The organism is Listeria sp. ILCC797, from assembly GCF_900186185.1.
GTDB lineage: Bacteria > Bacillota > Bacilli > Lactobacillales > Listeriaceae > Listeria > Listeria goaensis.
This window is the reverse complement of record NZ_FYBS01000007.1, coordinates 85741-109737: the sequence shown is the minus strand read 5'-3', so window position 1 is coordinate 109737 and position 23997 is coordinate 85741. Positions and strand designations below refer to the sequence as shown.

Sequence of the window (23997 nt, the reverse complement as noted above, 5' to 3'; positions counted from 1 at the left end):
AAAATGATAATCCCTGTAAAATGTAGTCGTCCACTCTATATTTTACCTTTTATCGAACAGACTTTCAAATCAAAAAAGGTCAATCCGACTTTTCATACGGATTTGACCTCTATAGTTTCATTCCTCTTATTAACTTACTTGATGCCATACAAATTTCGCCATTAGTCATTGTCAGCTCGCCTGTAGCTTTATCCACTTCATTAATATTATTTTTATTAACTAAAAATGAGCGGTGGCAACGATAAAACGGTTCATCTAATATTTTCTCGACATCTTTCATCTTGGCATAAAACTCGATTTGCCGATTTTTGCCATGCAAAACAATTTTATGGCTTTTCGTAGACGTTTCAAAAAATAAAATATCATCTTGCTTCTCGTGAATTACTTTTTTATCCGTTAATCTAAAAGTAAAATATTTGTCTGGCTCACGCTCATCTAACATCCGCTGTTGCACACTCCGCAAACATTCATGAACACGTTCCTGAACTTCTTTCACATTATCTTTAATGATATAATCTAACGCTTCCACTTTATAAGTAAAAGTTAGATAGGTTAGTTCTGCATGCGTTGTGATAAAAATAATAAACCCACGTGCATCTTTTTCTCTAATTTTCTTTGCTAATTCAAAACCATTTAAATCGGGTTGTTGCAAATCAATATCTAAAAAATAAAGTCCCATCCCTGCAGATTTTTCAATCTCTTCCAAAACTTCATAAGGATTACCAGAAGAAAAAACAATTTCCATATCAAAATGTTCTAGCATAATAAAATCTTCTATATACTTCGTTAGTCGTTCCCGCTGAATTCTATTATCTTCACATATAAAGATTGGTAACATATATATCCCCTTTTCCTATATGATTTCTAACTCTTGAATAAACTCTCTATCCATCAGTTTTGTAGCTAATGTGACGTTTGAATATTTTTGAATTGTTTCTCTTAAACTGGCTAAACCTAATCCTCGAGCATCACCTTTAGTTGAAAAGCCTTCTTCAAATATTTTATACACAGGTGGCATGTTTTCCGGTATGCTATTGGCAAAAACAATTAATACAGAGTCTTCCCGTTTCACAACAGCCAAACGAATGAAAGGATCTTTACTTTCGGCAGCAGCCTCTACGGCATTATCTAGCAAAATCCCAACAATTTTACATAAATCGATACTCGGCATATTAATCTTATCAATTTCTTCTACTACTTCAACAATCGCATCAATTTTAAGTTCTTGCGCTCTTATTAGTTTAATGGCAATAAGCCCTTTTAGCTCCATTACATGAATGTTTTGAAGTAATGATATTTTATGGTTATTTGATTCCATCGTTTGATTGATAGGAATAATATTGTTCTCAAAGAATTTTTTCAAACCAGCCATATCATTTTCTTCCATATAGCCCGCCATACTTGATAAAATATTGACATAGTCATGTCTAAAAACACGCATTTCTTTATGTAAAGATTCAAGCGTCGACGTATATTCCTTCAATTCTTCAAAAAGTTGCTTTTGATTCTTCCCCTCTGTATCTTGAATAGCTGTTTTAATTACTATTGAAAATATAATTAATAATACAACTAAATAAAATGTGAACAAGACTATGTTAAATCTTAGTATAACTTTATCAAAACCAGCAAGTGATGAAAGAAAAATATTTGCATAAAAGATACCTAACGTAAGCACAAAAATAGCAAGAATCAAAATAGCATATTTAGTTTGTTTCACGATAGTATCAAATTTAATTTTCACAAGTGCAATTCGCAGTATGTAAGCTAACGCAAACTCTATAATAATCATTGTGACTAAATAAGAAATCGCAACCGAAGGAATTTTGTAAATCTCTACAAGTTCATAACCAAGAAACTGGACGTAAAGAAGACTACTTAAATAGTCACTTATTATCATTAGCAAAGTTGCAGCTATTGGAATAATGAAAGCATAGTTAATGGGATACTTTCTCCAAATTAGAGCAACAGCAAATATAGTAACATTCAGTAGCGAAACACCATATGAGATAAAAGGAAATAGAAGGGTTGAAGTAACCGCTAAAATTAAGGCTACTGACCCTTCTTTCCAATTTAATATTTTCCCAATAAGAATTTGAATTACAAAAAACAAACTGATTGTTTGAATAATAGTTACTATATCAAGCATGATATTCCTCCAGGTAGTATGTACTTTATAACTATTATTTTAACATATCTCTAATCAATAGAGATAATTATTTATTTTTTTCCATCATTTTCACAAGTGGGCTTTTTGGCTCATAGCTTAGGCCAAAGCAAGATTTTTTCATTGAAGAATCTGCAATTTTTAACGCTTTATCCTCTAGTTTACGTCCAATAAAGTTACCCATTTTTTTACTCATAGTTTTCATAATTGTTGTACCTCCTGTTTAATAGTTTATACATTAATGGATGAATCGAGATGACTTGATAGACTGACCCTAACATGATTAGTGTTTTCATTTCTGCAGATGGTATAAATAATGTTATTAAAAACAACACTATCGTGCATCCCACCGCTTTTCTTTTTAATTTTTGTCTTTCTTTCGTACCAATAAGGGGCAGACTTTCCGTGTCAGACGGAGCGTATTGAAACATATTGAATAGGACAAAAGCAAAAACAAGTATGACAATTAAATTAGTTGATGGCAATAATTGGAATAAAGCTGGGCCTATAACAAACATCGCCACACTTATAATCGTGCAGTTCAAGCTTTTTAATGCATGTAGACCAAAGGAATATCTACGTAACGTTAAATAAGCTAGATGTGTAATTAAGGTTTCCCAAAACACCCCAATCAGTAAAGCAAGTATGTAGACAAAAGAAATTTTAAATACGTTGATTAAAATAACTTCTACGCCGTACTTCACTTTCAAATACGTTTCTTCATCATTTTGAAAACGCTCTTTTGAAATTAGTTTATCTGCTAATTTTTCTGTCAGTGTAATTTGTTCTGTTGCACTACTCAATATTTTCACCTCCGTCTATTATTTTACCTCTAAATTAATAGTCAAAACGAAAAATGCCCTGAAATGTCCGTTTTTAGTCCTAAATAACCAAAATCAAGTTTTTTTCTCCATTTTTTGTGTAATTGACAGAATTTTAAAATGGGCATTATGACATTATTATGGGGTTTTTAGGCTTAATTAATCTGAAAAATATAAGTTTAATCACCTATAAAAAAGCCCCTTTAAAAAGGGGCTCAGACGGATGACAAACAGCAATCTTCGTTGTTAAAGCCTCCGTTCCGCTCCTCACGTACTCAAGTACGCTCTGGTGCGGTACTCGGCTTTGCCTAGAATCTCACCATTTGTCATCCGTCTGAATATAGTGGGATTACGTTTTGTTTTGTGTTTTTCTATAAGCTAAAAGCCCCTTTAAAAAGGGGCTTTTAGTTATAATTTATTTTTCTTCTGCAACAAATGGTAGTAATGCCATTTGACGAGCGCGTTTGATAGCAACAGTTAATTTACGTTGATATTTAGCGCTTGTTCCAGTTACACGACGAGGTAAGATTTTACCACGTTCAGAGATGAATTTTTTTAGTAATTCTACATCTTTATAGTCAATGTGCGTAATGCCGTTAGCCGTAAAATAACATACTTTTTTACGACGACGTCCGCCTCTGCGTCCTCCAGCCATAATTTCTCCTCCTATTCTCTATCCAAGTGTTTTGGTTAAGCAAGCAAATCCGGTTTAGAACGGCAAATCGTCATCCGAAATGTCGATTGGTTTTCCGTCGCTAGCAAAAGGATCATTGTTTGTTTGCTGATAACCTTGAGATTGAGATTGCTGATTCTGATTGTAACCACCGCCAGCAGGTTCCTGATTATAGCTGTTAGCATTGTTATTACCACCACCGTTATTACTTTGGTAGCCATTTCCACCGCCACTATTTGCATTACGTGGCTCTAAGAATTGGACACTTTCAGCAACGACTTCGGTTACATAGACACGTTTTCCATCTTGGCCTTCATAATTACGTGTTTGAACGCGACCGTCAACACCAGCAAGACTTCCTTTTTTCAGGAAATTTGCTACGTTTTCAGCGGGTTTTCTCCAAACAACACAATTGATGAAATCTGCTTCACGTTCCCCTTGTTGGTTTGTAAATGTGCGATTTACAGCAAGTGTAAAAGTCGCAACGGCAACACCAGAAGGAGTGTAGCGAAGTTCAGGATCTTTAGTTAAACGTCCTACTAAAATGACACGGTTCATCATCTAGAAAAAGCCTCCTCTCATTTAATAAATCAAGAAATTTCTTGAATTAGCTTTTATTCTTCTTCTTTAACGATAATATGACGAATGATATCATCAGAAATTTTTACTAAACGATCAAATTCATTGATAGAATCAGCGTTTTCAGCAGAAATTTTGACGATGTGGTAAAATCCATCACGGAAGTCTTGGATTTCATAAGCCAAGCGACGTTTACCCCATTCTTTTGATTCGATGATCTCCGCACCATTGCTTGTTAAGATTCCGTCAAAACGTTCTACTAACGCTTTCTTTTCATCTTCTTCAATGTTCGGACGAATGATGTAGTTAATTTCGTATTTTCTAGCCATCTTTTTACACCTCCTTGTGGTCTTAGCGGCTCTAATAAGACAAATTGTCCTATCTCTAAATAGCAAATGCATTTAGAAACGAGCAAGGAATAATTTATAATTACTCACAATAAAGTATTATACCATAGTGCGAAACTTGCATCAATAAATTTATGCAAAATCGTTTTCCTATGTCCGGTAAAGTGGCATTGTCATACATCTCGGGCCACCGCGACCACGCGAAAGCTCAGAACTGATAATTTCATGAACTTTAATACCGTGGCGCTTCAAAAGTTCATTGGAAACTTGGTTGCGGTTATATGTAACAACTTCCCCCGGTTTTATTGCAAGCGTGTTGGCCCCGTCGTTCCACTGCTCGCGGTCAGAGTTGATGGGATCACTTCCGCCGCAAGGAATCAAGTCAATTTCAGGTTCGTTTAATGCTTCGCTCAAAACGGCTTTTATATTGCTAGATGTTGTAATTTTAATGTCTGCTAGGCGTTTGTCCCATTCCATGATGAACAACTTGAGTTCACTTGAAATGACGCTTGGATGGACGATGAATTGGTTTTTCGCGACCATTGTAAATACGGTGTCTAGATGCATGAAGGCGCGCTCTTTGGGGAGTTCAAACGCGATGACTTGCCGGATGCCTTGATGTTTCTGAAATAAATTTGTCGCGAGCATTTGAATAGCTCGCGGATCTGTTCGCTCGGAAATTCCCACCGCAAGCGCTTTTTCAGACAGCACAATTTCATCGCCGCCCTCAAGTGCATAGCGGTTATCACGGTCAAACCAAATAGGGGCGTTTTTTTTTAAAAAAGCGGGGTGATGTGTGGCGATGAACTTCATAAAATAGGATTCCCGCTTTCTTGCGGGCTGACTCATTTGGTTTATGGAAAGACCATTGCCAATTACAGCTGCCGGATCGCGCGTAAAATAAAGGTTCGGCAGCGGTGCCAAATAAAAAGGATCCCGATGTTCAAGCATTTCGTCAAGCCGCGCTAGGCGCCGTTTTGGAACCTCCGTTTTCCTAAGCCCCGTCATCACTTTTTGAATAAGTTCTGCAGTCTCAAAATCATTCAAAAAGGATTCAAGATGTTGGGCATTTTCGCCAAACTGTCCGGCTTCTTTAACAGTGTCGCGAATAAAAATTGCGCGCGTATCGCTCGCCAAAATCGCTTCCTCTAGCAAATTTTCTAAGTAAAAAACTTCCGCGCCATTTTCCCGCAACACGTTGACAAAAAAGTCATGTTCTTTTTGTATCGCAGGCAAAAAAGGAATATCATCAAACAATAATTCATGTAAAAATTGCGGCGTTAAATTTTCCAGTTCCCGCCCAGGCCGTTTGACCACCACTTGTTTAAGAGTCCCAATTTCCGAATTGATTCCTAGTTTCATCTTTATCACATCCTCCTTCTATTCATACCCTCTTCCCTAAAATGTGAACACTTTATGTCGATTTTATGCATAAAATTTAACTTTTTTATAAGAAAAATGCATGAAATATCAATTTAACAACTGGTACAAAGCGTTTTTCGATATACATTACTTTATTTAATTTTTTAAAAAGAAAGCGTCGTCTTTGTTATTTTATGATAAAATTTAACATAGACCTTTTTAGGAGGCCATATGTTGAAAAATAAGTACTTAATTACTCTTTTATTATGCATCTATGTTTTATGCGCTGTTGTTATTTTAATTCCATCTTCTACGACTAAAAAACAAACCTATTCCATCGAGAAAATCGCACAATTGCTTTCAAAAGATCATATTGATATTCATTCGGCTCAAGCGGAATTCAAACAGTCCGAGTTGAAAATTTGTTTACCGATGTCACTCAGCCCGATTTTAAACAAACAGCTTAAAAATGTTGAGAATTTTAGTTTATCGGTTGCTTTTGAGGACCAATTTCGCGATGTGATGAGCCTGCCGACAAATGTTATTCCGATTGCAAACAATCAAGTGGCTTACACGGATCTGTACTCATTCGAAATTTCATTTACGGTTCCGACGAATGCGCGTACTACTGATATTTCTCGTTTTTTGGAAAATACGCACCCTTCTTTGGAACTCCATTTTAAAAATAAAAATAATGAAACAGTCGCTTCACTTACTGATATTCCACTAACGATCCACTTAAATACTTAAACAAAAAAGCGAAAACAAGAAAAGCCTCTAGACTAAAGGACTTCAATTGTTTTCGCTTTTTTTAATTACTCTTTTTCTTGCCAAATTTCGCTTGAAAAAATGATACGAACATTGGAATGACCGATACGAAAATGATACCTAAAACAACGATAGAGAAATTCTCTTTGACGATTGGGATGTTCCCAAAGAAATAACCGGCAAGTGTACACAGAAGTACCCAAACGGTTGCGCCTAGTAGGTTATAATTTAAGAAATAACGGTAATTCATTCGGCTGGCACCTGCTACAAATGGTGCGAACGTGCGGATAAATGGCATAAAACGAGCAATGAAAATTGTTTTTCCGCCGTGTTTATTAAAAAATGCTTCGGCTTTTTCCATTTTCTCCCGATTAATGATTTTTCCAAACCAACTATCTTCTGGTATACTCGTTCCAATTTTTCTACCAATATGGTAATTGACGGTATCCCCAAGTACTGCTGCGACCCATAAAACTATAATAAGCGGAACAATCTTTAAAATTGATCCGTCTAAAACCGCTAGCGCGCCGCCAGCAAATAAGAGAGAATCTCCCGGTAAGAACGGAAAAATAACCAGTCCAGTTTCAATAAATACGATGAGGAATAAGATTACGTACGTCCAAATTCCAAACGTATTAATAATTTCAACTAAATGTTCATCAATATGTAGAATAAAATCAAATAACCACGAGATAAAATCCACCAAGCATTCACTTCCTTTATAAAAATATCTTATTCATTGTATCACAGATTTAACACTCATTTATCCAACTTACGATTGATTTAACAAAACTTTAACAAAAAAATTCCCACAAAAATGTCATTAAATTCGTCAAATTGTCAAAAAATGGCTACATCTTTCATAAAAGAACTATGTTATGTTATACATGTACCAGCGGAAACTGGTCACTGTAAAAATTTCTCATAATTTAAAATAACGTCTTCAGGCACAAGACGTTATTTTTTCGCATAAAAATAGACTGATGGCAGATGGTGTGATTCTTTACCATTTGCCATCAGTCTATTTCATGCTTCCGCTGAAGCTTCTTCATAATTAATAAGTGCGATTAAACCGCCCAGCGCTAAAAGCATGATAGGCACTAGGAACATCATCGAAACGGACATGGTGCCACCAATTGCTGCTGCAATCATCATAACGCCGCCCATGCGCGGTTTATGCGCCACAACGAATGAACCAACTAAACCGATAGCAGACAATACTAATGCCCCGCTAGTCAGTATATAAAAAGCCACAGATTCTTCTTCAAGCGCTTGTGAAATCCCTGGAATGGTCAAAACCATTAAACTAAAAGCGATACCAAGTGCTGCCCCCAAAAAGCCAAGCAATCCTTCTACTTTCATTATGTCACTCTCCTTTTTATGCTTTTTCTTAATGTTACCACCTTCCTAGGCGGTTCGCAATAAAACGCCTTCATTTTCCAATAAAAATTTCGGCGCCTATCGGAATTGGGACGGCATCACTCGAATGACCAATTTGATTTGTTTTGAAAACGGGGATGCCATATTTTTCGCCCACTTCAATGAATAGGCGGTCAATTTGCGGACGGAAGCCTTGTTCTTCAGCTTCTGTGAACTGCCCTAGCAAAAGACCTTTACACTGAGAAAAAGCGCCCAGTTGCTCGTACTGGGCAATATACGTGGCCATTTTCGCCTCATTGCCGCTAAGTGCTTCAAACAAAATGATTTTTTGCTTAAAATCGGGCATAAATTTGGTGCCAGCAAGCTTCAAAAAACAGCGGATATTGCCGCCAATCAAAGTCCCCGCAAGGTTCGGCGCCCCCGCAATGAAATCCCCAACCAAACCAGACGGCTCACCCTCCATAAAACAACGCTCAAACTGGCTTAAATCATGGTTCAGATGGAATAGCACTCCCGGTTGCCCCGCCACTGCATAAATACCATTTAAAATGGTCGTTAAATCGCTGTAGCCAACAAATGGCTTTGGATTTTCAGACAGCAATTTAAAATCTAAAAAAGGCAGTATTTGATTCGCAACGTCACCGCCTGAAATATCAAAAATCATTTCAATTTCTTTGTTCAAATAAAGTTTATGAAGTTCATTTGCGCGTTCCTCTGCACTTCCACTGTAAATCGAATTCGCGTGAGCGTAAATTGTATCTGCTTGCACCACTTCCAAACCATATTTTCCTGCTAATTTTTTGTACAACTCTTCCCATTCCAGTCGGCTACTAGACAACCGTCCGTTCGAACAGGCAATCACGCCAATTTTACTTCCGCGTTTTAAAATCATCGAAACGCCCCCTATACGAGCTATTTTATCCAAAAAAAAGCAGAAACGCACGTTTTATTTGCACGTTTCCACTTTTAAATTTTAGCTATTTTTTCTTACCGGCCTCAACGTAACTCATATCGCCTATGGAATCGACTGTAAATTTACCTTTATCATACGTGATTTTTGTGACGCTGGCGTTTTCAAGTTCTTTCTCTTTGTAGTTTTCAGTCATATCCGAAATCATCGCACCGATAGCCATTCCGTGGCTTACAACTAGCACGTTTCCACCACCATTTTTTGCATTTTCTTCCGCGATAGTTTTAAGTTCTTGTTGCATGCGCTTTTTCACAACATCATAGCTTTCTGCGCTACCAGTTTTATCTAATTTAACGACTTCTGCTAAACTTTGATCTAAATTTACTTTGCCAGCTGCAAAATCTTGCATCATCGTTTCCTGTGAGGGATAACCTAAATTTTTAGCAATATCTGTCCACATATTTTCATTTAAATCGCCCTCATAGCTACCATAACAAACTTCTCGTAATTTAGGACTTTCCTGCACATTTAGCTTTTTCTGTCCTTTTGTATCAAGAACTATTCTTGCAGTTTCTCTAGCTCTTCCAGAATCACTTGAATAGGCTGCTTTAAAATCAATATCTGATACGCCCGAACCGAGTTGTTCGGCAACTTCAACGCCGGGTTCTGTGAGGGGAGTATCCGACCAACCTTGAACGCGGTGAGCTGTATTAAACATTGTTTTTCCGTGACGGGTTACATAAAGTGTAACTGGGCCATCTGCTTTTTCAGCACTTTCTTTTTTCGAAGTTTCATCTTTTGTGCCACAACCTGCGAGCAACAGTATGCTTAAGCTAACAAACAACAGTTTCCAAATGTGCTTTTTCATTCCACATTACTCCTTTTTGTTTTTGATTAAGTAGCAAGTTCTAGATGACTAATGTGATTAAACGATCGCCAACTTTGACTGTTTTATCATCAACGACAAGGATATCTAAATATTTTTCTGAGTTTGTCACAATGATTGGTGTTGTAATATCATAGCCTGCCGCTACAATTTTAGCAATATCAAATTCTGTTAGAAGTTGTCCTTTTTCAACACGATCGCCTTGTTTCACGTGTGTTGTAAAATGCTCACCATTTAATTGTACGGTGTCCATACCAACATGCATTAATACTTCGCCACCATCATCTGTTGTAATTCCAACTGCATGTCCTGTAGGGAAAATCGTTGTTATAGTTCCACTTGCTGGTGCGTATAATTTACCTTCTGTAGGAACAACTGCTGCACCTTTTCCAAGTGCACCAGATGAAAATGCTTCATCTTTTACTTCTGCAAGAGTGATAACATCGCCTTCAATTGGGCTAACTAGAACTTCACGTTCAATCAATGTTTCTGTTTCACGTGGAACATTTTCAGTTGTTGCTTCTGCATTTGCAGGATCTTTAAAACCAAATACATACGTTAAGATAAAGCCTAAGATGAATGCTACAACGACTGCGATAATTGCCGCAAGCATTGTACTATCAACAGGAGATCCTGGTTTAATAAAGTTCGGGAATCCGAAAATTCCAAGTCCACCCATAATGTATGATTTAACTTCTGAGAAGCCAATGATTGCACCACCGACTGCACCACCGATACAGCTCATGATGAAAGGTTTTTTAAGTGGTAACGTAACCCCATAAATCGCTGGCTCTGTTACACCAAAAATTCCTGAAATAAATGCTGGAACACTTAGTGATTTAAGTTTTTGATTTTTAGTTTTAATCATAACTGCAAGTACGGCACCAATTTGTGCGAAAGATGCACCAAATGACATTGCTAACACTGGGTCATAGTGTAATTGTGTTAAGTTGTTGATTGCGATTGGAATAAGTCCCCAGTGAAGTCCGAAGATAACAAAAACTTGCCAGAATCCACCTAGGATAAGTCCTGCAATTACTGGACTTAAATCGTAAATCCAAATGGTACCTGCACCTAGCAATTTACCTGCCCATGTTGCAATTGGTCCAATGACCATGAATGTAAGTGGGACAACAATTAGTAGTGTGACAAATGGTACGATGAATGTTTTAATAACATCTGGAATAATTTTCTTCGCCACTTTTTCAACTTTAGAAGCGAACCATGTTGCAATAATAATTGGAATAACAGACGAAGCATAGCTCATCAAGATAACTGGGATACCTAAGAATGTTACATGAATTGGGGATTCAAAAATTGTTCCCGCAAATAACACATATTCTGGTTTTCCAGTTAAGATACCTGCTAATGTTGGATAAACAAGGGCAGCCCCGACGGCCATACCGATGAATATATTTCCACCAAATTTCTTACTCGCTGTGTAACCTAGGAAGATTGGGAAGAAGTAGAATAGACAATCTCCAATAGCATATAAAATCTGGTATGTTCCAGAATCTGCTGTCAACCAACCGAAGGCTAAGAATGCAGCGGCGAAACCTTTAATCATACCTGTTGCAGCTAATACGCCTAGTACTGGTGTAAATACACCCGAAATCATATCGATAAAGCGGTTAAAAATGTTACCTCCGCCACCAGAATCTGCTTCACTAGAACCTTCTGGGTTAATACCGCCTACTTCAAGTACTGCTTTATAAACGTCTGGCACATGGTTTCCGATAACCACTTGATATTGTCCGCCACTTTGAATAACGGAAACAACGCCATCTAACGATTTAATTTTTTCAGTATTGGCAATTTTCTCATCTTTCAATTTAAATCTTAGACGTGTAATACAATGAAACACGCTATTAATGTTTTCTGTACCCCCGACATTTTCGAGAATATCTTTGGCTAACTGTTCATATTTCATAGCCGACCCCTTCTTTCTTCAAATAGTTTTGGGCAAAAAGAAAAACCTAAACTCATTTGAGGATTTTGCGCACAAATTGTACGTATCCTTCAAATCAGCTTAGGTTTTGCCCAACGAATTGGTAACAATCCTTTGTGATGAGTTAAATATATCATACATAGAAAGCGTTTGCAATACCTTTTTTAAAATTTTTTGACAGGCCTAAACAAAGCGTGTTTAGACCCGTCAAAACAACGTTAAGCTAAATCAGTTCCGTTCGTTTCAATCACTTTTTTATACCAGTCAAAAGACTTTTTCTTCGAGCGGTTTAAAGTGCCTTTTCCTTCATTGTCGCGATCAACGTAGATGAAGCCGTAGCGTTTTTTCATTTCCCCGGAACCTGCACTGACTAAGTCGATACAGCCCCAAGGTGTGTAGCCTAGAAGTTCTACGCCGTCTTCCATCGCTTCGCCCATTTCGCGAACGTGTTCACGTAAGTAATCGATACGATAATCGTCGTTAATTGAACCGTCTGCTTCCACTTTATCGACAGCACCAAGACCATTTTCTACGATAAATAATGGTTTTTGGTAGCGGTCATAGATGGCATTCATCGTAATGCGTAGACCAAGCGGATCAATTTGCCAGCCCCATTCGCTTGCTTTCAAGTATGGGTTTTTAAGTGTCGCAAACACGTTACCTTCAGTTTCTTTATTCACTTCCGGGTCAGCGCTTGTTAGGCGGGAAGAATAATAGCTAAACGCTACGTAGTCAACTGTATGGTCGCGCATTACTTCCAAATCGCCATCTTCCATTTTCAACTGAATATTCTTTTGTTTAAATAATCGCTTGCTGTAGCTCGGATAATAGCCACGTGCCTGCACGTCAACAAAGAAGTAGCCTTCACGGTCAGCTTCCATCGCTTTCCAAATATCGTTTGGATTTGGCGTGTTCGGGTAAGTTGTACCTGCCGCAAGCATACAGCCTATCATGTTTTCTGGATTGATTTCGTGACCTAATTTTGTCGCCATAGCAGAAGCAACAAGTTGGTGATGAATCGCTTGATATTTCATTTCTTCAGGATTTTCAGCGTTTGTAATGTCCATGCCGCCGCCAAACATTGGAATGTGTAGAATCATATTGATTTCGTTAAATGTCATCCAATATTTCACTTGGTCTTTATAGCGTTTGAAAATCGTTTCACAGAAATTTAAATAGAAATCAATCGTTTTGCGGTTTGCCCAGCCATTATAGTCTTTCATTAGGCCTACTGGCGTATCGAAATGATTAATTGTGACAACTGGTTCAATTCCGTATTTATGACACTCGGCAAAAACTTTATCATAAAATTCGAGTCCTTTTTCATTTGGCGCCGTTTCGTCCCCATTCGGGAAAATTCGCGGCCAGCTAATGGACAGCCGGAAACATTTAAAGCCCATTTCGGCGAATAATTTAATATCTTCTTTGTAGCGGTGATAAAAATCAATTGATTCATGGCTCGGATAATAATTGTACTTTGTAGCGAGTGTTTTTTGCGGGTCAACAAGTGCGTCCCAACGACCTTCTTCAACAGAAGGAAGTAAATCCACAAGCGATAAGCCTTTACCATCTTCTAAGTAAGCGCCTTCACATTGGTTCGCAGCAACTGCCCCGCCCCATAAAAAGTTATCTGGAAATTTAAAATTTGTCATGTTGAAGCTCCTCTCAAAATTCATTTGCATCTTCACTATAAAATATGTAATGCATTACAGAGCAAGCTTTTTTTATAAAAAATTTTTCAAATAAATAAAAAACTACCACGTAATGCTGTGGTAGCCTACATTTTATTATTCCTCGGATTGTATAGATAATCCATTTCCTAGATATTCTGGTAATATTTTTACTAAAGCAAAATGTTCTTTGGCAACAAGCTTATTGTTAACAATTAGTATGGGTAAGCTTTTAATACCATGCAATTTCAATTCTGTATACACTTTCTTATTTTCCACAAAAGGCTCTATAGAGTCTTCCATAGCAAATAGTTTCATATCTACTTTCTTTCCATAAAATTTCAAATACTCTTCTTGAAAATCTGTATTCATGAAACTCTTCATTACTTCAACATTTTCATTTTGTTCATTCATAAGACAAAAATATGTTATTTCAATCATCTACCTAATGTCACGCCTCCTGCACTAATTGAATCATTTTTACCATATATAACTAAATTTGTAAATCATTATTATACTAATTAAGATACATACTTTTCAATTTTGTGATGTCTTCTTTAGTTAGCCCGAGACCATCTTTTAAAAACGCGTCCATTGAGCCGTATGTTTTGTCGATTTCATCAAACGCAGCGTTTAAGTAGCTTTCGCGCACATCCATGACGGCTTTCATTCCGTCTGCGGCTTGCTGGTTTTTTGTTTCTGCAAGGACAGCTTGAACGGCTTTTTCATTTTCGTCCGCGCGATATTTGTTGGATAATAAATAGTCCTCCATCACCGTATCTTTTGGCACACCTAGGGCGGATAAAACGAGGGCGGTTCCAAATCCTGCTCTGTCTTTTCCAGCGGTACAGTGCCATAAAACGGCGCCTTTTTCATTTTCGAGCAAAATATCAAAGAACTCTTTGTACGCTTTTCGTGAATTTTCGTCCGTCACGAAGCTTTTATTTGCCTCGATTAAAAAGCTTTCTGGATTGTCCATTGTGCTTAGGCTCTTAATTAAATCTTCCGTGCTTGTGGATGCACCGTTATCCTTCATGACAGAATCGTGTGTATTTTTCACGTTTTGAATGGGTGGATCTGGCTTTTTCTCCACTTCACTATTTGTTCTAAAATCAACAATTTGTTTTAAGTCGTACGTTTTTTTCAGCTTATCAATATCATTTCCGGTCACGGTATAGAGTTCTGCCGAGCGAATTAAACGGTGTGGTTTTATGGTTTTTCCGTCCTCCGTCTTGTATCCCCCGAGGTCTCGCACATTAATAGCGCCTTCGAGTGCAATTTGCTTGCCGGGTACTATTTTTTTCTCCGAAATAGCGTTTTTACTGTCTGCCTTTGCATTTTCATTCGCCTGACACCCTGCGAGTATCAAACTTGCTGAAACAACTGAAATCCCAGTAACTTTCATCCATTTTTTCATATGTAAAATCCCCTCCTAATGCCTATTATAAAGTGCTTTTTTTAGGCTTCGATAAAGGAGAGGTAAATTTCGTGTGAATAATTATGAATTTTATGTGTTTTCTCAAAAAAAACGTACTTTCCTGAAATAGGAAAGCACGTTTTTACTTTACATTAAATGATTCATGTGCCCAATTTCCATGACCCAATATGAGCCGAGCACAACTACGATTGCGATGAAAGCTGCAAAGAGAATGTTGCCGACTTGAATTTTGCCGTCGCGACCTTCTGTCATGTGCATGAACATGAGCAGTTGCAGTGCCGCTTGGATAAAGGCAAAGATGAAGATGATGACGACTTTTACACTGTAGTCGAGCGTGGAGTAAAGTGCTACCCAAACCGCTACAAGTGTAAGGACGATGGATAAAATAAAGCCAATGATATGCTTCCACGGAACTCCCGTTTCCACATGTGCGCTATTTGTATTTTTATTTTCTGCCATTTTAGTTCACCATCCCTAACAGGTAGACACCCGTGAAGATGAAAATCCAGACAACATCAAGGAAATGCCAATATAGGCTCGAAATGAATACTTTTGATGCTGCACGTGGCGTCAAACCGCGCATTTTTATTTGAATCAAAATAAATGAAATCCAAAACAGACCAATTGTTACGTGAAGTCCGTGAGTCCCAAGTAGAACGAAGAATGCCGACCAGTAAGAACCGACTTTCATCGTCACACCTTCCATCACGTAATGCGCAAACTCATAAATTTCAAAGCCGACAAAACCTGCGCCAAGCAGAAGTGTAATAATCGAATAGACCATTAACATCTTCGTATTGCCTTTACGCATCTCGCCGATTGCAAGACCACACGTGAAACTACTCGTAAGAAGCAAGAACGTCATGATTAAAACGAGGTGTAGCTCAAACATTTCGGACGGTGGATGCCCGGCATTAGAACCAGCTTTAAACATAACGAAATAGGTTGCGAATAGCGTTGCAAACAGTGCTATTTCGGCGCCAAGGAAAATCCAAAAACCTAAAATGTTTAGTCTGCCTTGCTCCGATTGATATTCTAATGGAAGCGAAGAATTCGTTTTTACAGATTCCATGGGTTACCCTCCTTTATGCCCGTTTCACGTTCGCGTGCATTATGTTCTTCCGTTGCAATAATTTCATCTACTTCAACGTGATAGCCATCGTCTTTTTGGAACGAACGATAAACCATACAGCCAAGAACACCTAATCCGCCGAGAATTCCTAGCCAGTACCAGTAAAACACGAGACCAAACGCTGCGATAAAGAAGAACACAGACATGATAAAGCCTAGCATTGTATTACTTGGCATATGAATCGGCTTATAATTTTTATTATCTAAGTAAGATTTTCCTTTTTGTTTCATGTTGTAGAAATCGTCTAAATCATTCCACTCTGGTAGAATCGCGAAATTGTATTTTGGTGGAACTGAAGAGCTTGTCGCCCATTCGAGCGTGCGAGCGTCCCACGGATCACCAGTAACTTCCCGCTTAGAGTGTTTGTAACTGTAAACGATATTCCAGCAAAGAATAAGAAACGCAGCCCCCATCAGGAATGCCCCGATTGTGGAAATAAAGTTTAACGTCGTCCAACCATCACCTTGCACGTATGTGTAAAGGCGGCGCGGCATACCGTCAAGACCTAAGAAATATTGTGGGAAGAAACATACGTTAAATCCTACTACGAAAACCCAGAAGAACCATTTTCCGATTTTCTCGTTTAGTCTGTACCCGACCATTTTTGGATACCAGTAAATCAAACCTGCAAAACAGGAGAATACCGTACCCGCAATTAATACGTAGTGGAAGTGAGAAACTAGGAAATACGTATTGTGATACTGATAATCGGCCGCTGCCATCGCAAGCATAACCCCAGTTACCCCGCCGACAACGAAGTTTGGAATGAACGCAAGCGACCAAAGCATTGGCGTGTCAAAACGTATTTGACCTTTATACATCGTAAAGAGCCAGTTAAATATCTTAATACCCGTTGGAATGGCAATCATCATCGTTGTAATCGAGAAGAACGAGTTAACGAGTGCGCCTGAACCCATTGTAAAGAAGTGATGGACCCAAACGAGGAAACTCAAGACGGATATAACGACAACCGCCGCAACCATCGCTGGATAGCCGAATAGTTTTTTGCGCGAGAATGTCGAAATAACTTCTGAAAATATCCCGAATGCCGGCAAAATTACGATGTAAACTTCCGGATGCCCCCAAACCCAGAACAGGTTCGCCCACATCATTGGAAGTCCGCCGTTTGCCAGCGTGAAAAAGGCTGTGCCGAATAGGCGGTCAAAGGACATTAGTGCTAATGCCACCGTTAAAACTGGGAAAGCAAAGATAATAATCAAACTCGTGATTAAAATTGTCCAAGTGAACATTGGCATTTTCATTAGCGTCATGCCTTTTGTTCGCATTCGCATAATCGTGACGAAGAAGTTAATCCCCGTCATTAGCGTACCGATACCCGCGATTTGTACCCCGAGTAAATAAAAATTAATCCCGTAACCGGCACTAAATTCTTCAGCAAGCGGCGCATAGTTTGTCCAACCGGCGTCTGGTGAGCCACCAATAACGAAAGACAAATTGAACAGCATTGCGCCCATAAAGAACGTCCAAAAACTCAAATTGTTTAGGAACGGGAAGGCCACATCACGCGCCCCGATTTGAAGCGGCACAGCAATGTTCATAAGCCCGATAACGAACGGCATTGCCATGAATAAAATCATAATTGTTCCGTGCGTTGTGAAAACTTCATTGTAGTGCTGTGCATCTAAAAATTCCATACCTGGTAAGGCGAGTTGTGTACGCATCATAAGCGCATCTACGCCGCCCCGGAAAAACATTAATACAGCTGCCAGTAGATACATAATTCCGATTCGTTTATGGTCTACTGATGAAATCCACTCTTTAAAGAGCCATTTCCATTTTTTTGTATACGTAAGTAACACGACAATCCCGATGCTGACGAGTGCAATTGAAACTTGTGCACCTAAAATCAGAGGGTCGCCAGTGATGATAAACTCATTCCATTTCATGTTCAAAAGCCCCCTTTTTTATTCGCCCGCGTCATCCGATTCTTTTTTATTAAATTCATTCGTTTGAATATCGTCTTCCATTTTCTTCATTTCGTCATCATAATGCTTATCTTTATGATAACCTGAACCGTTTTTAATAATCATCGGTTCCATATTGTGCCGTTCAAATTGTGGGTTCGTCACCGTCACCGGACGCGCCGGTAATAATGGTGTATCTGAAACAGTCACTTTTACATTTGGATTATGTGGATTTGTTAGCTCAAAGCCAAAACGTTTATACGCGTAGAAAACGTATTCTGGATCGGCCGCTGGATCAACAAAATCATAATGTGTTCCAGAGAATGTTTTTTCTTTTGAACCGCCTGGAATTAAAAGCTTATCGTAAACATCTTGCGTCAGCTTCGGTGACTGCTGCGCTTTTTTAGTCCAAGCCGCAAAATCCTCATCCGATTGTGCAATCACATTAAAGCGTTGCTCGTGGAAACCTTCACCGTTAAAGTTTGAATTTCTCCCTTTAAACGTTCCTTCTTCATCTGCTTGCAGATAAAGATTCATCGTCATACCTGTCATCGCGTATTTCTGACCACCAAGTTGCGGCACCCAGAAACTCGTCATTGTATCAACAGACGTTAGTTTAAATAAAACGGGACGATCAGTTGGAATATGTACGTAGTTTACCGTTTCGATACTTTCCTCTGGATAACTAAAGAGCCATTTCCAGTCAACGCTTGTCGCATAAATAACAACAGGATCTTTATGAGAAGTAACTTTTGGTGCTTCCTCACCCGCATAAATTGTTTTTACAGTCGGAATAGCTAGCGCAATAACAATGACAACTGGAATTAACGTCCATAAAATCTCCAATTTTCTGCTACCGTGCATATCCGGCTCATAATTTTTTGGGTTTTTACGTTCACGATATTTAAAAAGAATAATCGTAAACAATACAAAAATTGTCAAAACGATAATAAGCATAAAAATAATGGAATACAAAATCAAATCGCTTTGACCTTTTGCTACAGGCCCTTTTGGATCTAGTACTGTTAAATCACCACAACCGCCAAGTACGCCAACAGCAGCAACTAGCGTGGTTAGTAGGAATGATTTTAGTAACTTCGACACCCGAATCCCCTCTTTTCCATTTGATGTGTGTTTTTTGTGTGTATTTTTGCGCAAAAATACAACTTCTAAAAAATTGTTTTCAAATCCCTTTTTAAGTTTCACATTCTAAATATATCACAAACTTTTAAAGTAATTAAAAAACTTTAAATCCATACTCGCTTTACATTATAGCTGATTTTTCTTGTTTGTTCAAAAACTTGGCATATGATTTTTTTCACAAACTACAAAAAAAGAGACTTGCTACTAGGATATTCCCTAAAACAAGTCTACTTATTCCACACTTTTAATCTGAACTTCGCCAACTTGAAATGGCAGAGGCTTTATACCTACTTCCACCCAATTTGCAGTCACTTCTGCTGCTAAATCTTGATTTGGAATGAGCGCAATCCCGCAATCGCCGCCACCTGAACCAGAAGATTTTCCTACACCCGAAAAACTTTCCGCCACATTAGCAAGCTCCGAAAGCAAGCTCGTTTCAATGCTAACACCTGCGCTATTACCAAGTTTCTGCAAAATCTCGCGGTTTTTTCGAAGCGCCGCAAACATTATTTTCACGTCTTGCTCTTTAATACCCAATAAAAACTTTTGAACAGCTTCTTCGGATTGAAATAGGAAATCAGCATATTTTTCGGGTTGCTCTTCTTTGAAAAGTTGGATTTCCGCAACTAAACGGCCGGTGCTGACTGGATTTCCCGTCCAACCTACTAAAAATGGCATTTCAAAATTAGGTAGTCTTTCAATTTTTAATTTCGGCCATGGATTTGCCAAAAACCAAGCGAGTGATTTGTACGGCAAATGCATTTTGACCCACTCCTGATCAAATGTCGTGTACGCAATTAATCCACCGTATAAACACGATGCAATGTCACCACAAGAACCATTTCCTTGAACAACAAGGTGCGACAAGGCAGCCATTTTAAACTTGGTCAACATTTCCGTATCAGGCGCAAATTTTTCCATTAAAGCGGTTATTATCGCCGTTGTAACAGCGGCACTAGAACCTAAGCCAAATTTAACACCATCATCATTCACAAGTTCCGTTTCAATTGTAATTTTAATCGGTGAAAGAGCGATTTTACGGATTTTCAAATAAGCCGTCGCCGTATTAATTGCCAGTGCTGTAAAAGCAAAATGATCACCCTCCGCTTTGAGTTCCCCGCCTAGAGGCCACGAAACCGCATCATTGTAATGTGGAATAATCAGCTGGTTTTTTGCAGCATCTTCAATCGTCAGCGTAATATATTTATCAACAGCCGTTAAAACCGCCGTGTGACCTGATTCCACAACCGCATATTCACCCGCAATATAAAGTTTTCCTGGAACTTTCACTTGAATTTTAGTCAACTCGAATCACCTTTGCTCCCTCTCCAGCGTGACAAATATGAGCGTCTTTAACAAATTTTCGCATACGCTCTGCTACTAAATTTTCATTTTCTCGCAAACAAATTACCTTTACATTGGGCCCAGCATCCATCGTAAAATAAGCGGGTATGCCTTCTGCACGAAGTTTTCGAACTTCCTCCATGACAGAAATTGAAACAGAGCTGAAATATGTGAAAGGTGGCTTTGCGCCTAAAGTTGTCGCATGCATCTTCATTGCATTATGTTCGAGAATTTCGCCAACTTCTACAAAATTTTCGGATAAAAACGCGTTTTTAATGTTGCGTAAATCTTCTTCCGCCGTCTGAATCCATTCACCAAAAAATGGCGAGGTCAAAACGGTGGACTTCATTCCATCGCGGCTTGAAATAGCTTTCTCTTCGTCAGATACAACCGCCACCACAACGGCAATTTTTTCCGTTAAATTGCTATGAAATGGGACTGCGAACGAGTCGCGGCCGTCTGAACGTGTGCCTTTTTGCCAAATCGCAAGGCCGCCAAATAATGAGCGGGTCGCTGAACCCGAACCGCGCCTAGCGAGCCGAGATAAATTTGCCATGTCATCTTTTCGACCAAGCGCTGCTGAACTCGCTACTGCGAGAGCGGCAAATGCAGATGCGGATGAGGCGAGTCCGGCGGCGGTTGGAACGTGATTAACCGAATCAATTTTTGCAAAGTAAGGCACATCAAATTCAGCACGGAGCACATTTAAAAATTGCGCCACTTTCGCGTCTTGTTTCACTTGGCCGTTTAAGCTAAACGAATCGTTTTTTGCGTCCTCTAGCCATTCCACAGTCGTCTCGGTATAAAATTTATCCAAAGTAATCGATAAGCTACTATTCGCGGGTAAAATCAGTTTTTCATCGCGTTTGCCCCAATATTTAATGAGCGCTATATTCGTGTGAGCTATCGCTGTTGCTTTCATGATTACCTTCTCCAATCGTAAAAATCCATTCTTGTGCTGCGCCTGCATTTTTCAGAGCTTGCGCGACTTTTTCCGCCTGTTTTGCGCCCGCAACTAAAGAAATCATGCAACCGCCTCGGCCTCCGCCAGTTAACTTCGCACCTAAAGCTCCGTTTTGTAAAGCGACACGGATTAATTTTTCCAGACTCGAATCACTCACTGTCAGCTGTTCTAGAAGGTTTTGCGCCTTGTTCATCTCCGCCCCAATGATTTTCAAATCAGGATTATTTTCAAGTTGTCCTCTTATTTCCCGGGAAATATTTCCAAGTTCGGCAATAAATGGCCGATATTTTTTTGGATTTTCTTGCAATAAGCGTCCGACATCACTTACGGCAGAGCGCGTTTCACTAGGAATACCAGTATCTGCCACCACTAAATAGATTTTCTTTTCAAAATGAAGTGGCTCGAGCGTCTTGTTTTTTTCAAACCAAATTGGTTTTCCCGTTACAACTGTGACCGCGTCCACGCCACTTGGATTCCCGTGGGCGATTTTTTCTGATTGATTGACCAGTTCGAGCAATTCGCTGTCGGAAATTGTTTGCTCAAAGTAGGCGTACAGTGCGCGAGCGATGCTAGTCGATACGGCCGCGCTTGAGCCGAGTCCTCGGCCGATTGGTACTTCACTTAAAACGCGAATTAAAACAGGGGCCTTGCCTAGTTTGTCCAAAATCGCGACAACCATTTGTTTAATTCCCTCAAGAAAATCGGGCATATTTTTTAAATCACCTGTGTAAAAAGCAGATGAAAATTTCGTTTCTTTTTCAGTTTTTATTACTTCGGTTTGAATGACAGCTTGCGCGAAGGGGATTGAAATTGCTGGTTCCCCGTAAACGACAGCATGTTCACCACATAAAATTAATTTTGCTGTAGCACTTCCAGTCGCCAATCGGCTCCATTCCTTCCTACATTAAAATAACGTTGTAACAATCCACGGCGCTGCGTAAAGCGTCATAAAGAGCACACCAAAATTAATACCAAGTCGGCTTAAAGCTCCTGATACAATTGCTACAAGTAAAACTCCCGCCATATTAATAAAACCGCCGTCCATGTAACTTAACATCATCACGAGTGCAATGAAAAGTCCCAAAATGGCTTCATGAGGAATGTATTTAAATACAAAACGGCAAATTTGTTGGGAATACTTCATGATAACATAATATGTTAGTCCAAGTCCTACTACAGAACCGATAATCGTTGCAACCGTAAATTCCGACATCGATAAAATGTGATACATGTTATGATCGAGCGTAAAGACGGGCGGCGCATTAAACAACGGATTGGCCGGCCCAATTGCAACGGGTGAAAGCGGCACACCGAGCGCAATTAATGGAATTAAAAGACCTGCTAAATAAGTGGAATGCGCCAAACCTTCCATGCTTGCTAACGCAATTTTAGCTTTTTTAATCGGGTCTTTTACACGGCTTACAACACCTTCTCCGAATAAAACGGTCATCCCGACAGGACTCATGAAAAACGTAAAGCACCCAGCGAGCGAAGTCCCAATTGTTGCCCATGATTCTTGCTTTGTTAGAACTTTAAATGGGTTAGGAAAACCTTTTTGCCTCCCGACATTTGCAATCGTAATTTCCCGTTTTGCGTGCTTTGGAAGGGCATCGCGATATTCTTTATTGAGCAGTGAAATGATACTGAAAATCATTGGGCCAATGGTAATTCCAAGGAAAAAGGAAATGGTAACGGTTTTTCCTTCTGGAATGGCGCCAATTCCCCAGTACAAATAACGTAGGCCTTCAATTAGCAAACCGAAGGGTAAGATAGCCAAAATCGAGAGTATTTTATTTTTACTCATAAGCGCTAAGAAAATTGCCCCGACAAAAAAGACGGGCGCGGCATATTTGGTAATAACTTCGGACAGTGGGGCGAGTAGTGTGGCTAGCCCTAAACTAACAGGAACAGCGATAATCGTCCCGATGGCCGCGCCTGAAGCCATTTTTCGAATCCCCACAACCGATTGTCCTGCTTTTTTAAGTGTCAGTCCATATGGAACCATCGGCGAAGCCATGACCCCGCCTGGTGTCCCTGCAACGGCGACAGGAACCGCATCAGTCAAATTGAGTGTTACGACTGCCGAAACAAAAAAAGCGAGCACAACCATCGGCGAAACGCCTAAAAGGACGAGCGCAAGCGTAACAGGCGCCAGAACGGCTGTTTCATCAGTTCCAGGCGCAATGCCGATAATCGTGTAAATACCAGCCGCCAAAACAGACGCTAAAATCATTTCGATGACAAGTTGGACGGTCATTTTTCAACATCCTCCGTTTCATCAATTTCTTTTAGCGTACGCTTCGGTTTAATAATAAAACTCGAAATAATAAAACCTACAATCGCTCCACCTAGGCCGAAAAATAGGGGTAACGGTGCTTCATTAGGCGCGATAAAATAACCGCCCATTGTGAAAACAACACAAATGAATGTCGCTAAAACTAAATCTTTTATGTGAACAAGATCCGCCCAAATTTCAATATTTTGAGCATCATCTTTCTTTTTTGGCATACTTTTTTCCTGCTTTCCAAATGAATTATAAATCA

At 39.2% G+C, this 23997-nt stretch carries 26 protein-coding genes; 1 reads left to right on the top strand and 25 read right to left on the bottom strand.

Annotated features, from left to right (window positions below):
- Positions 1-109: 109 nt before the first annotated feature.
- The 8 genes from BN1609_RS08885 to arcA form a co-directional block, all read right to left on the bottom strand.
- Entirely contained in the window at positions 110-838 is a 729-nt protein-coding gene (locus BN1609_RS08885) for a LytTR family DNA-binding domain-containing protein (protein WP_088810139.1), read from the bottom strand.
- Positions 839-853: 15 nt separating this feature from the next.
- Positions 854-2146: a sensor histidine kinase gene (locus BN1609_RS08880; protein ID WP_088825753.1), complete on the bottom strand. Its 1293-nt coding sequence runs from the start codon at positions 2144-2146 to the stop codon at positions 854-856.
- 67 nt (positions 2147-2213) lie between these two features.
- Positions 2214-2369 (bottom strand): AgrD family cyclic lactone autoinducer peptide, encoded by a 156-nt coding sequence (locus BN1609_RS08875; RefSeq protein WP_088825754.1) that lies wholly within the window; start codon positions 2367-2369, stop codon positions 2214-2216.
- Positions 2353-2967, bottom strand: a complete 615-nt coding sequence (locus BN1609_RS08870; RefSeq protein ID WP_088825755.1) for an accessory gene regulator B family protein — start codon at positions 2965-2967, stop codon at positions 2353-2355. The genes BN1609_RS08875 and BN1609_RS08870 overlap by 17 nt, the downstream gene beginning before the upstream one ends.
- Before the next feature lie 433 nt (positions 2968-3400).
- Positions 3401-3640, bottom strand: coding sequence for a 30S ribosomal protein S18 (gene rpsR / locus BN1609_RS08865; protein WP_036097540.1), 240 nt, complete (start codon positions 3638-3640; stop codon positions 3401-3403).
- 54 nt (positions 3641-3694) lie between these two features.
- Positions 3695-4219 (bottom strand): single-stranded DNA-binding protein, encoded by a 525-nt coding sequence (ssb, locus tag BN1609_RS08860; protein ID WP_088840769.1) that lies wholly within the window; start codon positions 4217-4219, stop codon positions 3695-3697.
- 53 nt (positions 4220-4272) lie between these two features.
- Complete coding sequence (rpsF, locus tag BN1609_RS08855) at positions 4273-4566, bottom strand: 30S ribosomal protein S6 (protein ID WP_088810134.1); 294 nt, start codon at positions 4564-4566, stop codon at positions 4273-4275.
- Positions 4567-4734: 168 nt separating this feature from the next.
- Positions 4735-5952, bottom strand: a complete 1218-nt coding sequence (arcA, locus tag BN1609_RS08850; RefSeq protein WP_255377352.1) for an arginine deiminase — start codon at positions 5950-5952, stop codon at positions 4735-4737.
- Positions 5953-6180: 228 nt separating this feature from the next.
- On the opposite strand from arcA, the gene BN1609_RS08845 reads away from it, so the two are divergent.
- Entirely contained in the window at positions 6181-6696 is a 516-nt protein-coding gene (locus tag BN1609_RS08845) for a hypothetical protein (RefSeq protein ID WP_088810132.1), read from the top strand.
- A gap of 61 nt (positions 6697-6757) precedes the next feature.
- Here the strand turns inward: BN1609_RS08845 and BN1609_RS08840 are convergent, their stop codons facing one another.
- The 17 genes from BN1609_RS08840 to BN1609_RS08760 all read right to left on the bottom strand — a co-directional run bounded on the left by BN1609_RS08840 (position 6758) and on the right by BN1609_RS08760 (position 23962).
- Entirely contained in the window at positions 6758-7417 is a 660-nt protein-coding gene (locus tag BN1609_RS08840; RefSeq protein WP_088810183.1) for a DedA family protein, read from the bottom strand.
- A gap of 323 nt (positions 7418-7740) precedes the next feature.
- On the bottom strand, positions 7741-8076 hold the full coding sequence (locus BN1609_RS08835; RefSeq protein WP_088810131.1) for a DUF4064 domain-containing protein: 336 nt from the start codon (positions 8074-8076) through the stop codon (positions 7741-7743).
- 70 nt (positions 8077-8146) lie between these two features.
- A complete protein-coding gene (locus BN1609_RS08830) occupies positions 8147-8986 on the bottom strand; it encodes an LD-carboxypeptidase (protein ID WP_088815995.1) in 840 nt (279 codons plus the stop codon).
- 85 nt (positions 8987-9071) lie between these two features.
- Entirely contained in the window at positions 9072-9872 is an 801-nt protein-coding gene (locus BN1609_RS08825) for a histidine phosphatase family protein (RefSeq protein WP_088810129.1), read from the bottom strand.
- Between the two features lie 40 nt (positions 9873-9912).
- Positions 9913-11820 carry a beta-glucoside-specific PTS transporter subunit IIABC gene (locus tag BN1609_RS08820; protein ID WP_088810128.1) on the bottom strand — a complete coding sequence of 636 codons (1908 nt, stop codon included), beginning with the start codon at positions 11818-11820 and terminating at the stop codon, positions 9913-9915.
- 236 nt (positions 11821-12056) lie between these two features.
- Positions 12057-13490 (bottom strand): 6-phospho-beta-glucosidase, encoded by a 1434-nt coding sequence (locus BN1609_RS08815; protein WP_088815997.1) that lies wholly within the window; start codon positions 13488-13490, stop codon positions 12057-12059.
- Positions 13491-13625: 135 nt separating this feature from the next.
- On the bottom strand, positions 13626-13949 hold the full coding sequence (locus BN1609_RS08810; RefSeq protein ID WP_088840767.1) for an arsenic metallochaperone ArsD family protein: 324 nt from the start codon (positions 13947-13949) through the stop codon (positions 13626-13628).
- A 76-nt stretch (positions 13950-14025) separates the two neighbouring features.
- The gene (locus BN1609_RS08805; RefSeq protein ID WP_088810125.1) at positions 14026-14925 is read right to left on the bottom strand and encodes a tyrosine-protein phosphatase; all 900 of its coding nucleotides are present in this window, start codon (positions 14923-14925) and stop codon (positions 14026-14028) included.
- A gap of 147 nt (positions 14926-15072) precedes the next feature.
- The gene (gene qoxD / locus BN1609_RS08800) at positions 15073-15405 is read right to left on the bottom strand and encodes a cytochrome aa3 quinol oxidase subunit IV (RefSeq protein ID WP_088810124.1); all 333 of its coding nucleotides are present in this window, start codon (positions 15403-15405) and stop codon (positions 15073-15075) included.
- Between the two features lies 1 nt (position 15406).
- Positions 15407-16018, bottom strand: coding sequence for a cytochrome aa3 quinol oxidase subunit III (qoxC, locus tag BN1609_RS08795; protein WP_088810123.1), 612 nt, complete (start codon positions 16016-16018; stop codon positions 15407-15409).
- Positions 16006-17985 (bottom strand): cytochrome aa3 quinol oxidase subunit I, encoded by a 1980-nt coding sequence (gene qoxB, locus BN1609_RS08790; protein WP_088810122.1) that lies wholly within the window; start codon positions 17983-17985, stop codon positions 16006-16008. Before qoxB ends, qoxC begins: the two co-directional genes overlap by 13 nt.
- 18 nt (positions 17986-18003) lie before the next feature.
- The gene (gene qoxA / locus BN1609_RS08785; protein ID WP_088810182.1) at positions 18004-19107 is read right to left on the bottom strand and encodes a cytochrome aa3 quinol oxidase subunit II; all 1104 of its coding nucleotides are present in this window, start codon (positions 19105-19107) and stop codon (positions 18004-18006) included.
- A gap of 270 nt (positions 19108-19377) precedes the next feature.
- On the bottom strand, positions 19378-20451 hold the full coding sequence (locus BN1609_RS08780; RefSeq protein ID WP_088815999.1) for a phosphomevalonate kinase: 1074 nt from the start codon (positions 20449-20451) through the stop codon (positions 19378-19380).
- Positions 20444-21412 (bottom strand): diphosphomevalonate decarboxylase, encoded by a 969-nt coding sequence (mvaD, locus tag BN1609_RS08775; protein ID WP_088816000.1) that lies wholly within the window; start codon positions 21410-21412, stop codon positions 20444-20446. The genes BN1609_RS08780 and mvaD overlap by 8 nt, the downstream gene beginning before the upstream one ends.
- Complete coding sequence (mvk, locus tag BN1609_RS08770; RefSeq protein WP_088840766.1) at positions 21369-22337, bottom strand: mevalonate kinase; 969 nt, start codon at positions 22335-22337, stop codon at positions 21369-21371. Before mvk ends, mvaD begins: the two co-directional genes overlap by 44 nt.
- Positions 22338-22358: 21 nt before the next feature.
- Positions 22359-23711 (bottom strand): tripartite tricarboxylate transporter permease, encoded by a 1353-nt coding sequence (locus BN1609_RS08765; RefSeq protein WP_088810118.1) that lies wholly within the window; start codon positions 23709-23711, stop codon positions 22359-22361.
- Entirely contained in the window at positions 23708-23962 is a 255-nt protein-coding gene (locus tag BN1609_RS08760) for a hypothetical protein (RefSeq protein WP_088810117.1), read from the bottom strand. The genes BN1609_RS08765 and BN1609_RS08760 overlap by 4 nt, the downstream gene beginning before the upstream one ends.
- Positions 23963-23997: the final 35 nt, after the last annotated feature.

Excerpts from the sequence above, each read along its gene's own strand:
- BN1609_RS08875 (WP_088825754.1), bottom strand. The coding sequence starts at position 2,369 with ATGAAAACTATGAGTAAAAAAATGGGTAACTTTATTGGACGTAAACTA.
- BN1609_RS08760 (WP_088810117.1), bottom strand. The coding sequence starts at position 23,962 with ATGCCAAAAAAGAAAGATGATGCTCAAAATATTGAAATTTGGGCGGAT.
- BN1609_RS08820 (WP_088810128.1), bottom strand. The coding sequence starts at position 11,820 with ATGAAATATGAACAGTTAGCCAAAGATATTCTCGAAAATGTCGGGGGT.
- BN1609_RS08815 (WP_088815997.1), bottom strand. The coding sequence starts at position 13,490 with ATGACAAATTTTAAATTTCCAGATAACTTTTTATGGGGCGGGGCAGTT.
- BN1609_RS08830 (WP_088815995.1), bottom strand. The coding sequence starts at position 8,986 with ATGATTTTAAAACGCGGAAGTAAAATTGGCGTGATTGCCTGTTCGAAC.
- BN1609_RS08835 (WP_088810131.1), bottom strand. The coding sequence starts at position 8,076 with ATGAAAGTAGAAGGATTGCTTGGCTTTTTGGGGGCAGCACTTGGTATC.
- ssb (WP_088840769.1), bottom strand. The coding sequence starts at position 4,219 with ATGATGAACCGTGTCATTTTAGTAGGACGTTTAACTAAAGATCCTGAA.
- qoxC (WP_088810123.1), bottom strand. The coding sequence starts at position 16,018 with ATGGAATCTGTAAAAACGAATTCTTCGCTTCCATTAGAATATCAATCG.
- rpsR (WP_036097540.1), bottom strand. The coding sequence starts at position 3,640 with ATGGCTGGAGGACGCAGAGGCGGACGTCGTCGTAAAAAAGTATGTTAT.
- rpsF (WP_088810134.1), bottom strand. The coding sequence starts at position 4,566 with ATGGCTAGAAAATACGAAATTAACTACATCATTCGTCCGAACATTGAA.
- BN1609_RS08880 (WP_088825753.1), bottom strand. The coding sequence starts at position 2,146 with ATGCTTGATATAGTAACTATTATTCAAACAATCAGTTTGTTTTTTGTA.
- BN1609_RS08810 (WP_088840767.1), bottom strand. The coding sequence starts at position 13,949 with ATGATTGAAATAACATATTTTTGTCTTATGAATGAACAAAATGAAAAT.
- BN1609_RS08805 (WP_088810125.1), bottom strand. The coding sequence starts at position 14,925 with ATGAAAAAATGGATGAAAGTTACTGGGATTTCAGTTGTTTCAGCAAGT.
- qoxB (WP_088810122.1), bottom strand. The coding sequence starts at position 17,985 with ATGAAATGGAATGAGTTTATCATCACTGGCGACCCTCTGATTTTAGGT.
- BN1609_RS08825 (WP_088810129.1), bottom strand. The coding sequence starts at position 9,872 with ATGAAAAAGCACATTTGGAAACTGTTGTTTGTTAGCTTAAGCATACTG.
- BN1609_RS08765 (WP_088810118.1), bottom strand. The coding sequence starts at position 23,711 with ATGACCGTCCAACTTGTCATCGAAATGATTTTAGCGTCTGTTTTGGCG.
- BN1609_RS08885 (WP_088810139.1), bottom strand. The coding sequence starts at position 838 with ATGTTACCAATCTTTATATGTGAAGATAATAGAATTCAGCGGGAACGA.
- mvaD (WP_088816000.1), bottom strand. The coding sequence starts at position 21,412 with ATGAAAGCAACAGCGATAGCTCACACGAATATAGCGCTCATTAAATAT.
- qoxD (WP_088810124.1), bottom strand. The coding sequence starts at position 15,405 with ATGGCAGAAAATAAAAATACAAATAGCGCACATGTGGAAACGGGAGTT.